A 13,714-nucleotide genomic window follows, 5' to 3' on the forward strand; every position below is an offset into this window, starting at 1 on the left:
CTTGGCTGCGTGCTGACTAGGTCAGGGCACGATGTAGATGATGGCGAACAGGCCGATCCACACGACGTCGACGAAGTGCCAGTAGTACGACACGACGATCGATGCGGTGGCCTGTGCCGGCGTGAACTTGCTGAGCTTCGTCCGGATCAACAGGAAGACGAACGCGATCAGACCGCCGATGACGTGCAGGCCGTGGAAGCCCGTCGTCAGGAAGAAGACGGTGCCGTAGGCCGACGAGGGAATGGTCGTGCCCTCTTCGACGAGGGTGACGTACTCACCCGCCTGACCTGCGACGAAGATCGCACCCATGATCAACGTCACGATGTACCAGCGACGCAGACCGAAGACGTCGCCCCGTTCCGCGGCGAACACGCCCCACTGACAGGTGAAGGACGACGCGACCAGGATGATCGTGAAGACCGACGCATAGGGCACGTTCAGGTGCGTGGGCGGGGGCGGCCAGTGCTCCGCAGTGTTCTGGGCCTTCACCGTGAAGAACATGGCGAAGAGGCCAGCGAAGAACATGAGCTCGCTGGACAGCCAGACGATCGTGCCGACGCTGACCATGTTCGGGCGGTTCAGCGAGTGCACGCGCTGGCCGATTGAAGGCGCTGCCGTGGTCACGGGCAGCATTATTGCCTGCGCTATTTCCGTCCGCCCATCGGGTCCTGGGCGGATCATGGGTCGGCTGGGTCACACAGCCGGTGATCGCGAGGAGATCAACGGATGGGTTTGCTGGGCCGATTGCGGGACTTGCTGCACCGACAGGACGAGCCGGCGTTGTCGATCGACGATCCGGCGCTCGTCGTGGTCGTCGAGGCGTTCGACGTCGTGGAGGCGGACTCGGCCGCTCTGGCCCGCTCTCCGCAGTGGCGCGCGGACGAGCTCGCGGTGCTCCGCCACCACGTGCGCATCCCGTCTGACCAGGTAGAACGCGCGCGAGAGCTGCTCACCCCGGACGGCTGGGTGCTGGTCGCAGGTGATATATCGCATATCAGTCGAGTGCAGAAGCTGGACGCGTTGCACTGCTCCCAGGAGCGGTCGCGGATGGCCTCGCTCGCCCAGCGGCTCGGCGGGGAGGCACTGGGGTGGGACGCCCTGCAACCGGCGCGGGAGCCCGCCCGATAGCATCACGGCGACCTTGGTCACGCAGTCGCAGCGGAGGATCTCGAGATGAGCACGCAGACCACGAAGATCCTGGTGTTCAGCCACCGGCCCGAGGTGCGTGAGACGATCATCACTGCCGTCGGCCGCCGTCCGGCGCCGGATCTGCAGCGCGTCGACTACGTCGAGGCCGCGACGATCGCGGACGTCCTCTACGAGGCGGACGCCGGCACCGTCGACCTGCTGATCCTCGACGGCGAGGCGCAGCCGACCGGTGGCATGGGCCTGTCCCGCCAGCTCAAGGACGAGATCACCAACTGCCCGCCGATCGTCGTGGCGGTGCGCCGCAAGGACGACCGCTGGCTCGCGACCTGGTCGCAGGCGGACGCGGTGCTCGTGCACCCGCTGGACCCGCTGGCCGCCGCCGAGACCGTGGCCGAGGTGCTGCGGGGCTCCGCGGTTCCCGTCGTCAAGGGCTGATCCCGCATGAGCGCGAGCGAGCGCACCTGGCCGTTGCTGCTCAACAGACTTCTCGACGGCGTCGACCTGAGCGCCGACGACACGTCGTGGGGCATGGACCAGGTCATGTCGGGCGAGGCGACGCCCGCGCAGATCGCGGCGTTCATCGTCGCGTTGCGCGCCAAGGGCGAGACGCCGGAGGAGATCGACGGCCTCGCCACGATGATGCTCAACCACGCCCGGCGGTTCGACGTGGGCGTGCGGGCGGCGGACATCGTGGGCACCGGCGGCGATCATTCCGGTTCGGTGAACATTTCGACGATGGCCGCGATCATCACCTCCGCCGCGGGCGTGCCGGTGGTGAAGCACGGCAACCGGGCGGCGTCGTCGCAGTGCGGCACGGCGGACGTGCTGGAGGAGCTGGGCGTCGCGATCGACCTGCCGCCGGACGGCGTGCGGGCGACCGTGGCCGAGCTGGGCATCGGTTTCTGCTTCGCGCCGGTGTTCCACCCCGGCTTCCGGCACGCGGGCCCGGTGCGGCGTGAGATCGGCATCCCGACGTCGTTCAACCTGCTCGGCCCGCTGACGAACCCGGCACAGCCCCAGGTCGGCCTGATCGGCTGCGCCCGCGCGTCCGCGGCACCGCTGATCGCCGGCGTGTTCGCCCGCCGCCGCAACACCGCGCTGGTGGTGCGGGGCGACGACGGTCTGGACGAGATCACCACCACCACGACGACGTCCGCGTGGCTCGCGCAGGACGGCGAGGTGCGGGCGGAGACCATCGATCCGGCCGTGCTCGGTGTGAAACCGGCCCGGGAGGAAGACCTCAAGGGCGGCAACGCCTCGGTCAACGCCCAGGTCGTCCGCGACCTCGTGGCCGGCAAGACGGGGTCGGTGCGCGACGCGGTCCTCGTCAACGCGGCCGGGGCCATCGCGGCGCACGGCGGGTTCTCCGACGACCTGCACGCCGACCTGACGGCCTCGCTGAGCCGCGCGGCCGAAGCCATCGACTCGGGCAGGGCGGCCACGCTGCTGACCCGCTGGGTGGAGCTTTCGCAGTCGCTGAAGGGCTAGAGCTTTCTTCGCCGGGCTGAGTTTCCCGCAGGAGGACGGGCACGGGCACATCGCGTGCCCGCCCGGCCTGCTCGCACCCGGCTTCGGCGAGCCGGCCCGGAGGCCATGACGGCTGCACTGGCGCTGACGAACTGGACGAGCCCAGCGAAGTCCGTCTCGATGAACGCGGCCACACCCTTGAACTTCATGCCCGGTTACACGGCACGCTGCGCACAGGATCGTGCTGAGGCCCGCCGGCACCGTCACCGAGATGCTGATCTGAGGGCCTTCCACCACGTGTGGAGCCTGGCGAACGGGTCGCGGCAACGCCTTCCCGGCCGGTTTCGTCACGCGTCGTCGTCGATGCGTGACCGTCGTCGCACGGCCGCCGCATCGGCGTAGTCCGAGCGAGTGATGGGCCGGAGATGCGCACCACGTGGTAACGCGGCAGCAATCGTCACCTGGAATGCTGGAGGCATGGTCCTCTACCCGGTGATGAAGCATGTCGTCGCGCGCGCAGCCCGTCTCGTCTACCGCCCGGTGGTCGAGGGCTTGGAGAACATCCCCACCGACGGCCCGGTCATCCTGGCGGCCAACCACCTCAGCTTCATCGACAGCGTCGTGATCCCCATGGTCGTGCCGCGGCGCGTGTCGTTCCTCGCCAAGGCCGAGTACTTCACCGGCACCGGCGTGAAGGGATCGCTGTCCCGCTGGTTCTTCTCCTCGCTGGGCCACGTGCCGGTGCACCGCGGCAAGGGCCGTGACGCGCGCGCCGCACTCGACACCGCCGCCGAGATCCTGGCGCGCGGCGACGCCTTCGCGATCTACCCGGAAGGCACCCGCTCGCTCGACGGCATGCTCCACCGCGGCCGCACGGGCGTCGCCCGCATGGCGCTGGAGTCCGGTGCCCCGGTCATCCCGGTCGGCATCATCGGCACGGACAAGGTGCAGCCCGTCGGCAGCAGGTTCCCGAAGATCGTCCCCGTGACGGTCCGCTTCGGCGAGCCGCTCGACTTCAGCCGCTACGACGGCATGCAGGACTCGCTGCCGGTGCTGCGCAGCGTCACCGACGAGATCATCTACCGCATCCTGGACCTGAGCGGCCAGGAGTACGTCGACGCGTACCAGAAGACCCCGGAGAAGGTCAGCGCCGCCGCGTAGCGCGCTGCAACACCCTGAGGACCCCGCGAAGGGCCCCTTCCGCCATCACGGCGGGAGGGGCCTTTCGCGCGATATGCGATATATCGGACAGGCCGATATCCGATATGCGATGTATCACATTCTGGATATCGCCTGCGGAAACGCCTCCAGAAACGCCTCTGAAAACGACTGAGGCCCCCTCCGAAAGGAGAGGGCCTCAGTCAAGCCGTATCCGGTATACCGGACATCAGGCGCGCGTCACTCGTGGTTGGGGCCGGTGTGGTACTCGAACACCAGGCCGCCGACCGCGATCAGCACCAGGCAGACGGCGATCACGAGCAGCCACACGTGCCAGAACGCCACCGCGACACCGGCGGTCGCCGCCGCTGCCGCGAGGCCGACCGGCCAGTACGAGCCGGGGCTGAAGAAGCCCAGCTCACCGGCACCGTCGGACACCTCGGCGTCGGGGTTGTCCTCTGGCCGCACCTCGATGCGGCGGGCGACGAACCGGAAGTAGGTGCCGGTGATGAGGGCCAGGCCACCGGTCAGCGCGAGTGCCACCGTGCCGGTGGGCTCGACGTGGCCGGTCGCCAGGTGCGTCCAGTAGCCGTAGACGACGGCCATCAGGAACGAGAAGGCCATCACCAGGTCGAATACGCGAGCTTCGATCTTCATCGCGAGGCGTTCCCTACTTCTGGCCCGCACCGGAGGCTTCGCGCGCCGTCCGGTCGGTGTTGAACGGGGTGGTCGTCGTGGCCAGCGGTGAACACCACTTGTCACAGTTCACCTGAGAGAGGGCCTCGGCCGTGGTGTACGGCTTGCCCGTCTTCTCGTTGACCTGCTTGCGCAGCTCGATGTACTTCTCGAAGTCGGCTTCCTCAAGGGCGCGGACCTCGAAGTTCATCACCGCGTGGTACGAGCCGCAGAGCTCGGCGCAACGGCCGACGAACGCGCCAGGACGGTCGATCTGGTCGACCTGGAAGACGTTGTCCTGGTTGTTCTTCTCCGGATGCGGGAAGACGTCCCGCTTGAAGTGGAACTCCGGCACGAAGAACGAGTGGATGACGTCCGTCGAGCGCAGCGTGAACTGGATGCGCTTGCCGGCCGGCAGCACCATGATCGGGACTTCACCCGAGGTGCCGACCGTGCTGACGACGTTGCCCTCTTCGGTCTTGTGGTCCGGGTACTGGAACTCCCAGTTCCACTGGAACGCGATCACGTCGACGTTCACGTCGGGCTTGCCCGACTTGTCCGTGACGTAGTTCTGCGTGATGGCGGTGAAGTAGAACAACACCGCCACGATCACCGTCGGCACGACGATGAGCACGATCTCCAGCGGGAGGTTGTACGCCGTCTGACGCGGCAGCTCCTCGGTCTTCTTGCGGTGGAAGACCACCGACCACAGGATCAGACCCCACACGATGACGCCGACGACGAGCGCGGCGATCACGGACCAGGTCCAGAGCTCGCGCATCTTCTCGGCCTGCGGCGTGACGGCCACCGGCCAGCCGAAGCGCAGCACCTCGTCCGTGGAGCAACCGGTGGCCCCGATGCCGACCAGGCTCACAAGCCCAGCGGTCTTCACCAGCCGGGATGCCCTGGTGCCCTCCTTCAGGCCCACTGCTCGCCCGCCTCCTCGTTCCATGCCAACGGATCAAGCGGGAGCGTAGCCCAGCGCAACCACGCTCACCCCTTGGGGGCACCGCCGCTGCGGTGCAGTTTCCGTCACACAAAGCGCCTTCGGCATACTTGGGTCTTCCCCGTCGTATTTCTTTGAGAGGTGCGAGAGCCTTGTGCGGCCTGGCAGGACTTGTATGCCCTAGCGAGAACGAGGCCGAGAGCGCGCGCCCGGCGGTGGAGGCCGCACTGCGCTGCATGCGGCACCGCGGCCCGGACGAGAGCGGCACCCGGCGGGTCGACGAGGTCGTGTTCGGCTTCAACCGGCTCGCCATCATCGACATCGAGCACTCCCACCAGCCCCTGACGTGGGGCCCGCCGGAGTCGCCGAACCGGTACACGATCAACTTCAACGGCGAGATCTACAACTACCTGGAACTGCGCGCCGAGCTCACCGAGACCTACGGCGCGGTTTTCCACACCGATGGCGACACCGAGACCATCGTCGCCGCGTACCACTACTTCGGCGCCGCGGCGATCACGAAGCTGCGCGGCATGTTCGCCTTCATCATCTGGGACGCCGAGCGCAAGATGCTCTTCGGCGGCCGCGACCCGTTCGGCATCAAGCCGCTGTACTGGGCGCAGGGCCAGCTGGGCGTCGCGTTCTCCAGCGAGAAGAAGATCCTGCTGGAGATCGCCCGCACGCTCGCCATCAACCCGAAGATGAACGTCAAGGGCCTGCAGCACTACCTGACGCTGCAGTACGTGCCGGAGCCCGCCTCGCTGCACGACCAGATCTTCCGCGTCGAGTCCGGCCACTCGTTCACGCTGGTGCCGGGCGAGGCACCGAAGTTCGAGCGCTACTTCCCCGCGAACTTCAAGGTGCGCACGGTCCGCGCCGAGGCCGAGGCGGACGCGCTGTACGACGAGATCACGGCGGCGCTGCGCGACTCGGTCGCCAAGCACATGCGCGCGGACGTGACGGTCGGCTCGTTCCTGTCCGGCGGCATCGACTCCACCGTGGTCGCGGCGCTGGCCAAGGAGCACAACCCGGACCTGATCACGTTCACCACGGGCTTCGAGCGCCAGGGCTTCTCCGAGATCGACGTGGCCGCGGAGTCGGCGGCGCTGATCGGCGTGAAGCACGTCGTCCGCACGGTCAGCGCGCAGGAGATGATGGACTCCCTGCCGCTGATCACGTGGTACCTCGACGACCCGGTGGCCGACCCGGCGCTGGTGCCGTTGTGGTTCATCGCCCGTGAGGCGCGTCAGCACGTGAAGGTCGTCCTGTCCGGTGAGGGCGCGGACGAGCTGTTCGGCGGGTACACGATCTACCGCGAGCCGTTGTCGCTGGCGGCGTTCGAGAAGGTGCCCGGCGCGCTGCGCAAGGCGATGGGCAAGGTCTCGACGAAGATCCCGCACGGCGTGCGCGGCAAGGACCTGCTGCGTCGTGGCGCGCTCACGCTGGAGGAGCGCTACTACGGCAACGCGCGCATCTTCCTCGACGACCACCTGCGTCAGGTGCTGCGCACGTACGACCCGGCGGTCTCGCACATGGACGTCACGGCCCAGCCGTACCGCGAGTCGCAGAACTGGGACCCGGTCACGCGCATGCAGCACGTCGACCTGTTCACGTGGCTGCGCGGCGACATCCTGGTCAAGGCCGACAAGATGACCATGGCGAACTCGCTGGAGCTGCGCGTCCCGTTCCTGGACCCCGAGGTCTTCAAGATCGCCTCGCAGATCCCGAGCGAGTTGAAGATCACGCCGGACACCACGAAGTTCGCGCTGCGCAAGGCGATCCGCGACATCGTGCCGGCGCACGTGCTGAACCGCCGCAAGCTCGGCTTCCCGGTGCCGATCCGGCACTGGCTCAAGGACGAGATGCACGACTGGGCCGTCGACGTCGTGCGCACCTCGCAGACCGACCAGTACATCGACAAGACCGCGGTGCTGCGGATGATCGAGGAGCACCGCTCCGGCGTGCTCGACCACAGCCGCCGCATCTGGGCGCTGCTGGTGTTCATGATCTGGCACGGCATCTTCATCGAGGACCGCATCAAGCCGGTGGTGCCGGAACCGCACTACCCGGTCAAGCTCTAACGAGAAGGGCCCCTCTCCGGAGGGGCCCTTTTCGTTCGCCGCTAACGCCGTCCTTGCGCACTGCAGATCGCATACGAACTGACGACGGTCTCCGGTGACGCCATCAGTTCCAGGTAGCGGTCGAACTCGTCGTCGGAGAGCGGCAGCTTGTCCCGCACCTTGCGCGCGGTGGTGGCGAGCAGCCGGCAGCCTGCCGAACCGCCTTCCCACTCCCGCACCTCGCGGGAGCCGCTGACGTCGTTCAGGCCGGTGTCGAGCAACGCCCTCTCGATGCGCGCGCCCCACGCCAGCTCCGCGCCGGCCTGGTCGAGCAACGTCAGCAGGGCGTTCTTCACCCGCATGATCAGCTTCGCGTCGTCGGGTGCTGCCGAGAGGACTTCGAGCGGGAGGCAGTCGAACTCCTCGAGCACGAGCCAGCCGCCGGGACGCAACGAGTCGCGCAGCTTGCGCAGGACGGCGTCGCGGGCGGGGAGGTGGAACAGCACCAGGCGGGCGTGGACCAGGTCGAACGCGTTGCCCGGCAATATGTTGGACACCACGTCGTGCTCGAGAACGGTGACGTTGTCGCGCTCCTCGAGCCGGGCGACGTCGAGGTCGGTGACCGTCACGTGCCCGGACGGGGCGACGACCTCGGCGAGCCAGTTCGCCACCGATCCCCCACCGCCCCCGACCTCGAGACAGCGCCAGCCGTCGGCCACGCCGAGCTGCTCGGCGCGGGCGAACGTGCCCGCGTCGAGCAGGGAGCTCAGCGCGTCGAAGTACGGATCGTGCAACTCGCCGGCGTCGCCGAACAGGTACGTCCCCATTGTCCGATCATGGCAGGACTGGGGCGATCTCTTCAGCAGCTTCTTCACCAAACGCGCCACGAATGCGGGCGAGCGCCGGCTCGCGCTCCAGCACCCACTCCTGCGTGCCCACGGTCTCGAGCACCTCGACGGCGATGAAGGACCCGAGCTGAGCTGCGCGCTCGATGCTCAGGCCCGCGTTGATGCCCGCGAGGAAGCCCGCGCGGAAGCCGTCGCCGACACCGGTCGGGTCGGTCTTCGCGACCTCGGGGACGGCGGGGACGTGCAGCGAGAAGCCGTCGCGGTCGACGATCTCGACGCCCTTGGCACCGAGCGTGGTGACGCGCTTGCCGACGCGGGCGAGGACGTCGGCCTCGGTCCAGCCGGTCTTCTGCAGCAGCAGTTCCCACTCGTAGTCGTTGCTGAAGAGGTACTCGGCGCCGTCGATGAACGCGCGCGCCTGCTCACCATCCATGCGGGCGAGCTGCTGCGACGGGTCGACGGCGAACTTGTAGCCGCGCTGACGGCACTCCTCGGCGTGCCGGAGCATCGCCGCGGGGTCGTCCGGGCTGATGACGACGAGCTCGAGGTTCTCGACGCGGTCCGCGATCGGCGAGAGCTCGATGTTGCGCGCCTCGGCCATCGCTCCGGCGTAGAAGGAGGCGATCTGGCACATGTCGTCGTCCGTCGTGCAGACGAACCGCGCGGTGTGCGCGACCTCGGACACGTACACGCCGGACGTGTCGACACCGTGCCGCTCGAGCCACGAGCGGTAGTCGTCGAAGTCCCTGCCGACGGCGCCGACGAGCACCGGTCGCACGCCGAGCACGCCGAGGCCGAACGCGATGTTCGCGCCGATGCCACCGCGGCGGACCACGAGGTCGTCGACCAGGAAGCTCAGCGACACGCGGTCGAGACGCTCCGCGACCAGCTGGTCCGCGAATCGACCCGGAAAGTGCATCAGATGGTCGGTCGCGATGCTGCCGCACACGGCTACCGGCACGTCGGCTCTCCCTTGTCTTGTTGCTGTACGTGACAACTCACCCGGATGAGTGCAGCTGTGAAGACTACCGTTTGGTAGGGCTACCGCAGGTCAGACCACCGTCATACGGTCGGGAGGTGACGATCCCCGAGGCGACCACGATGCGTGAGCTGATCGACGACTGCGCACAGCTCCCCTTCGCTCTGACGCACCCCGAGCACCCCCTGCCCGCACCGCGGGAGGCCGCGCCCTGGCAGGTCGACGACAGGTGCACCCACCAGGTCGAGGGCTTGCCCGAGTATGGCGTCTGAACGCCTGGGCTGATTCCCAGTACACAGCTTCCCAGTACACACAGCGAGGCCGCGTTCCCGTCGGTGCGGGAACGCGGCCTCGCGCGTGTTCGCCTTAGTGGAACGAGTCGCCGCAGGCGCAGGACCCGCCGGCGTTCGGGTTGTCGATCGTGAAGCCCTGCTTCTCGATCGTGTCCACGAAGTCGATGACAGCGCCTTCGACGTAAGGCGCGCTCATGCGGTCAACGGCGACCTTCATGCCGTTGAAGTCGACCATCGCGTCACCGTCGAGCGCGCGCTCGTCGAAGAACAGCTGGTAACGCAGGCCGGCACAACCGCCGGGCTGGACGGCGATGCGCAAGTGCATGTCGTCGCGGCCCTCCTGGTCGAGCAGCGCCTTCGCCTTGACGGCGGCCGCATCGGTCAGCGTCACGCCGTGGCTGGGCGCCTCGGTGGAGGTCGAAGCGGCATCCTGAGCGGTCGTCATGGCTCTCCTAAGAGGTCCTTTGCGGGCGGTTCACCCATCAACAACACGGGCGTTCCCCGCCTTGTTCCTCTCCCCATGGTCCCACAACGGCACGGCATACCGCCCCCAGTGGTCAGTGTCACGTAGACCACTGCCGCGCGGCGTGCTGTGCCGTTGCAATGAGACTTTTGCGGGCTTCCGCAATCGACTTTTGCACGGAGCCGACGTGGTCGGACACCGAGTAGGCCTCCTGAACGCCCGCGGCGCCCATCTCGCGGCGGCCGACGCTGACCTGACCGGCGATGGCGACGCACGGGATGCCGCGCTCGGCGGCGCCGCCCGCGACGGCGGTGATGAGCTTGCCGCGCAGTGACTGCCAGTCGAAGCTGCCCTCGCCGGTGACGACGACGTCGGCGGCGTCGAGTGCGGCGTCCAGACCGGTGAGTTCGCGGACGAGTCCGGCGCCCGACTGCACCGTCGCTCCCAATGAGAGCAGCGCGGCGCCCAGGCCTCCTGCCGCGCCGGCACCCGGTATATCGGATACAGACCTGAGGACGTCCATCGCGGCGAGCTTGGCTTCGAGGCGTTCGACGGCCTCCAGGGACGCGCCCTTCTGCGGGCCGAACGTGCGGGCGGCGCCGTGCGGGCCGAGGAGCGGGTTCTCGACGTCGGACGCGGCCACGAGCGATATGTCAGCCAGGTCGACATTGTCGACCGCATCCAACATCCCGGCGCCGCCGTCCGTCGTGCCGGAGCCGCCGAGGCCGACTGTGATGACATCGTTGTCATTCGCCGCTGCCGCGATGAGCTCGCCAACGCCTCGCGTGGTCGCCGTCTCGCAGGACTCCGGGCGGAGTTCCGCTGGGATCAGATGGAGGCCGCACGCTTCCGCGGACTCGATGTATGCAACGCGTCGACCGCCGGTGTGCACGCTGAGCCAGCGGGCTTCGACCGGTGTGCCGAGCGGGCCGGTCACGGTGATATATCGGATATCGCCGTCCAGGGCGGCGTGCAGGACGTCGACGAAACCGGGGCCGCCGTCGGCCAGGGGGCGTTCGACGACGACGTCGTCGGGTTTGGCCTCGCGCCAGCCGGTGGCGATGGCGTCGGCGGCCTCGCGGGCGGTCAGGGTGCCGCCGAAGCAGTCCGGAGCGATGAGTACGCGCACCTCGCGAAAGGTACAGAAGAACCACTGTCCTACCCTGTCGTTGTGAGGTTCCTGCGCCGCAACTCCGCCGACACCGATGCTTCGGCCCCCGGATCGACCGACGAGGTCTCCGAGTCCACCCGCAACGCGGGCAAGGGCCGGCCCACGCCGAAGCGGCGCGAGGCGCAGGGCAGGCGCTCCGGGCCCGTTCCGCCGCCTCCCCGCACGCAGCGCGAGGCGTTCAAGCGCATGCGCGGCAACAAGGTGAGCAAGGAAGAGCGCCGTGCCGCGGCCACCGAGCGCCGTCAGCGCATGATGGCCGGCGACGACAAGTACCTGCTGCCGCGCGACCGCGGTCCGGTGAAGGCGTACATCCGCGACCTCGTGGACTCGCGCCGCAACCTCATGGGCCTGTTCATGCCGCTCGCGATCCTGGTGTTCGTGGCGCTGCTGACGCCGTCGCTGGCCGTGCAGCGGTACGCGACGCTGGCGACCACGTTCATGCTGATCGCGATGGTCATCGAGGGCCTCGTGCTCGGCCGCCTCGTCACCAGGAAGGTGCGGGTGAAGTTCCCGACCGAGCCGATCAAGGGTCTCTCCATCGGCTGGTACTCGTTCATCCGCGCCAGCCAGCTGCGTCGCCTGCGCGTGCCCAAGCCGCGCGTGAAGCCGGGCGAAGCTGTCAAATAAAGAACAGGCAAGTAGTGCGCAAGAAGCAGCGCAAGCTCCAGCTGCCGGAGAAGCTGCGGTGGGACCACAACGCGTGGTACCGCCGCTGGCTTCTCCGGCAGTTGCCGTCTCGGGCCGGGTCGGCGCTGGACGTCGGCTGCGGACTCGGTGATCTGGCGCGATCGCTGAAGGCCGACGAGGTCACCGCGATCGACGCCAGCGCGCGCATGATCGAACGCGCGAGCGCGACCAGTGACCGGGTCAACTGGGTTCAGGGCGACGTGCTGACCCACGATCTCGGGCGGTACGACGTCGTCACCGCTGAGGCGAGCCTGCACCACTTGCCGTTGCGAGAAGGTCTCACCAGGCTGGCCGAGCTGACCAGGCCGGGCGGCGTGCTGATCGTCGTCGGCCTGTACATGACGGCGACGCCGGCCGACATGGCGATGGAGCTCGTGACGTTGCCCGCGAACGCCGTCGTCGGCCTCGCCAAGGCCCTCAACGGCACCGGCGGCAAGCCGCACGACACCGAGATGCCGATGGTGATGACCGCTCCGACGTTGACGGAGATCCGCGCGGCGGCTGCGGAGATCGTGCCGGGAGCGCGCGTCCGGAGGCACCTGTTCTGGCGATATTCGCTGGTCTGGCACGCGCCCGAAGTTCATTAGCAGGACGAACGATTTCGGTTTAAGCTCCGATGTATGAAGTTCCGTCGACTCGGCCGCAGCGGCCTGTCCATCAGCGAGATCTCGTACGGCAACTGGCTCACCCACGGTTCGCAGGTTGAGGAAGAGCAGGCGCACGCCTGTGTGAAGGCGGCCCTGGAATCGGGGATCACGACCTTCGACACCGCCGACGTCTACGCCAACACCGCGGCGGAGTCGGTGCTCGGCCGGGCGCTCAAGGGTGAGCGGCGCGAGTCGCTGGAGATCCTGACCAAGGTCTACTGGCCGACCGGTCCCGGTGGCCCCAACGACCGCGGGCTCGGCCGCAAGCACGTCATGGAGTCGGCCAACGCGTCGCTGAAGCGACTGCAGACCGACTACGTCGACCTGTACCAGGCTCACCGGTTCGACTACAGCGTGCCGCTGGAAGAGACGATGCTGGCGTTCGCCGACCTCGTCCGCCAGGGCAAGGTGCTCTACGTCGGTGTCTCCGAGTGGACCGCCGAGCAGATCACCCGCGGTGCCGCGCTGGCGCGTGAGCTGCAGGTGCCGTTCGTGTCGCACCAGCCGCAGTACTCGATGCTGTGGCGCGTCATCGAGCCGCAGGTCGTGCCGGCGTGCGAGCGCGAGGGTCTCAGCCAGATCGTCTTCTCCCCCGTCGCGCAGGGCATCCTGACCGGCAAGTACCTGCCGGGCGCCGACGTGCCGGAGGGCTCGCGCCTGGCCGACGCGCGGGGTTCGCAGATGATCTCGCGCTGGATGCGGGACGACGTGCTCAACGCCGTGCAGCAGCTCAAGCCGATCGCCGAGGAAGCGGGCGTCACGATGGCGCAGCTCGCGGTCGCGTGGGTGCTCAAGAACCCGAACGTCGCTTCGGCAATCATCGGAGCGTCGCGTCCCGAGCAGGTCTTCGAGAACGTCAAGGCGATCGACATCGAGCTCGACGACGACGTGCTCAAGCAGATCGACACCGTCCTCGACGGCGTCATCACCGACGACCCGAGGCTCACCGCCCAGGGCTGATCCAGCTTTTTACTGGGCAGCGTGGAGGCTCATCGGGCCGTACACCTCGGATTCGGCGCGCAGCAGCGTGACCTGGTCGACCCCGGCGTCGAGCAGGTCACGCCACTGGGCGCTGAACCACTCCTCCGCCTCTGTCTGGTCGGCGAACGCCACATCCGGGCCCGCGACGTCGCGGGCTTGGGCATCCTGGTAGCGCCAGCGGAACTCCATG

Annotated in this window: 17 protein-coding genes; 9 read left to right on the plus strand and 8 right to left on the minus strand. The window is 68.1% G+C overall.

Features of this window, described 5'->3' with window-relative positions; all coding sequences use genetic code 11:
* Nucleotides 1-21 precede the first annotated feature (21 nt).
* Nucleotides 22-633, minus strand: a complete 612-nt coding sequence (ctaE, locus tag ACWGE0_RS20985) for an aa3-type cytochrome oxidase subunit III (protein ID WP_363768639.1) — start codon at nucleotides 631-633, stop codon at nucleotides 22-24.
* A gap of 93 nt (nucleotides 634-726) precedes the next feature.
* Here ctaE and ACWGE0_RS20990 point away from each other — a divergent pair, with 93 nt between their 5' ends.
* From ACWGE0_RS20990 to ACWGE0_RS21005, 4 genes are all read left to right on the plus strand, one after another.
* Entirely contained in the window at nucleotides 727-1,128 is a 402-nt protein-coding gene (locus ACWGE0_RS20990; protein ID WP_452262565.1) for a hypothetical protein, read from the plus strand.
* 45 nt (nucleotides 1,129-1,173) lie between these two features.
* Nucleotides 1,174-1,584, plus strand: coding sequence for a hypothetical protein (locus ACWGE0_RS20995; protein WP_452262566.1), 411 nt, complete (start codon nucleotides 1,174-1,176; stop codon nucleotides 1,582-1,584).
* Nucleotides 1,585-1,590: 6 nt separating this feature from the next.
* Nucleotides 1,591-2,637, plus strand: coding sequence for an anthranilate phosphoribosyltransferase (trpD, locus tag ACWGE0_RS21000; protein ID WP_452262567.1), 1,047 nt, complete (start codon nucleotides 1,591-1,593; stop codon nucleotides 2,635-2,637).
* Between the two features lie 456 nt (nucleotides 2,638-3,093).
* Nucleotides 3,094-3,777, plus strand: a complete 684-nt coding sequence (locus ACWGE0_RS21005) for a lysophospholipid acyltransferase family protein (protein WP_452262568.1) — start codon at nucleotides 3,094-3,096, stop codon at nucleotides 3,775-3,777.
* Nucleotides 3,778-4,014: 237 nt separating this feature from the next.
* Here ACWGE0_RS21005 and ACWGE0_RS21010 read toward each other — a convergent pair whose 3' ends face one another.
* Nucleotides 4,015-4,431 (minus strand): cytochrome c oxidase subunit 4, encoded by a 417-nt coding sequence (locus ACWGE0_RS21010; RefSeq protein WP_452262569.1) that lies wholly within the window; start codon nucleotides 4,429-4,431, stop codon nucleotides 4,015-4,017.
* Between the two features lie 13 nt (nucleotides 4,432-4,444).
* Nucleotides 4,445-5,377 (minus strand): aa3-type cytochrome oxidase subunit II, encoded by a 933-nt coding sequence (gene ctaC, locus ACWGE0_RS21015; protein ID WP_452262570.1) that lies wholly within the window; start codon nucleotides 5,375-5,377, stop codon nucleotides 4,445-4,447.
* A gap of 170 nt (nucleotides 5,378-5,547) precedes the next feature.
* On the opposite strand from ctaC, the gene asnB reads away from it, so the two are divergent.
* Nucleotides 5,548-7,476: an asparagine synthase (glutamine-hydrolyzing) gene (gene asnB / locus ACWGE0_RS21020; protein WP_452262571.1), complete on the plus strand. Its 1,929-nt coding sequence runs from the start codon at nucleotides 5,548-5,550 to the stop codon at nucleotides 7,474-7,476.
* A 41-nt stretch (nucleotides 7,477-7,517) separates the two neighbouring features.
* Here asnB and ACWGE0_RS21025 read toward each other — a convergent pair whose 3' ends face one another.
* Both ACWGE0_RS21025 and ACWGE0_RS21030 read right to left on the minus strand, forming a co-directional pair.
* Complete coding sequence (locus ACWGE0_RS21025; protein WP_452262572.1) at nucleotides 7,518-8,282, minus strand: class I SAM-dependent methyltransferase; 765 nt, start codon at nucleotides 8,280-8,282, stop codon at nucleotides 7,518-7,520.
* Nucleotides 8,283-8,289: 7 nt separating this feature from the next.
* Nucleotides 8,290-9,222, minus strand: a complete 933-nt coding sequence (locus ACWGE0_RS21030; protein ID WP_452262633.1) for a carbohydrate kinase family protein — start codon at nucleotides 9,220-9,222, stop codon at nucleotides 8,290-8,292.
* Between the two features lie 158 nt (nucleotides 9,223-9,380).
* Here ACWGE0_RS21030 and ACWGE0_RS21035 point away from each other — a divergent pair, with 158 nt between their 5' ends.
* On the plus strand, nucleotides 9,381-9,554 hold the full coding sequence (locus ACWGE0_RS21035; RefSeq protein ID WP_452262573.1) for a hypothetical protein: 174 nt from the start codon (nucleotides 9,381-9,383) through the stop codon (nucleotides 9,552-9,554).
* Nucleotides 9,555-9,648: 94 nt separating this feature from the next.
* Here the strand turns inward: ACWGE0_RS21035 and ACWGE0_RS21040 are convergent, their stop codons facing one another.
* Both ACWGE0_RS21040 and ACWGE0_RS21045 read right to left on the minus strand, forming a co-directional pair.
* Nucleotides 9,649-10,020 carry a HesB/IscA family protein gene (locus tag ACWGE0_RS21040; protein WP_191303173.1) on the minus strand — a complete coding sequence of 124 codons (372 nt, stop codon included), beginning with the start codon at nucleotides 10,018-10,020 and terminating at the stop codon, nucleotides 9,649-9,651.
* 118 nt (nucleotides 10,021-10,138) lie between these two features.
* Complete coding sequence (locus tag ACWGE0_RS21045) at nucleotides 10,139-11,167, minus strand: glycerate kinase family protein (protein ID WP_452262574.1); 1,029 nt, start codon at nucleotides 11,165-11,167, stop codon at nucleotides 10,139-10,141.
* A 42-nt stretch (nucleotides 11,168-11,209) separates the two neighbouring features.
* On the opposite strand from ACWGE0_RS21045, the gene ACWGE0_RS21050 reads away from it, so the two are divergent.
* From ACWGE0_RS21050 to ACWGE0_RS21060, 3 genes are read left to right on the plus strand one after another with little or no spacing between them, the layout of a single operon-like run.
* Complete coding sequence (locus tag ACWGE0_RS21050) at nucleotides 11,210-11,836, plus strand: DUF3043 domain-containing protein (protein WP_452262575.1); 627 nt, start codon at nucleotides 11,210-11,212, stop codon at nucleotides 11,834-11,836.
* A gap of 14 nt (nucleotides 11,837-11,850) precedes the next feature.
* A complete protein-coding gene (locus ACWGE0_RS21055; RefSeq protein ID WP_452262576.1) occupies nucleotides 11,851-12,483 on the plus strand; it encodes a class I SAM-dependent methyltransferase in 633 nt (210 codons plus the stop codon).
* 33 nt (nucleotides 12,484-12,516) lie between these two features.
* A complete protein-coding gene (locus tag ACWGE0_RS21060) occupies nucleotides 12,517-13,503 on the plus strand; it encodes an aldo/keto reductase family protein (protein ID WP_452262577.1) in 987 nt (328 codons plus the stop codon).
* Nucleotides 13,504-13,512: 9 nt separating this feature from the next.
* Here ACWGE0_RS21060 and ACWGE0_RS21065 read toward each other — a convergent pair whose 3' ends face one another.
* Nucleotides 13,513-13,713: a hypothetical protein gene (locus ACWGE0_RS21065; RefSeq protein WP_452262578.1), complete on the minus strand. Its 201-nt coding sequence runs from the start codon at nucleotides 13,711-13,713 to the stop codon at nucleotides 13,513-13,515.
* Between the last annotated feature and the right edge of the window lies 1 nt (nucleotide 13,714).

The sequence above is a fragment of the Lentzea sp. NPDC054927 genome, from assembly GCF_053610285.1.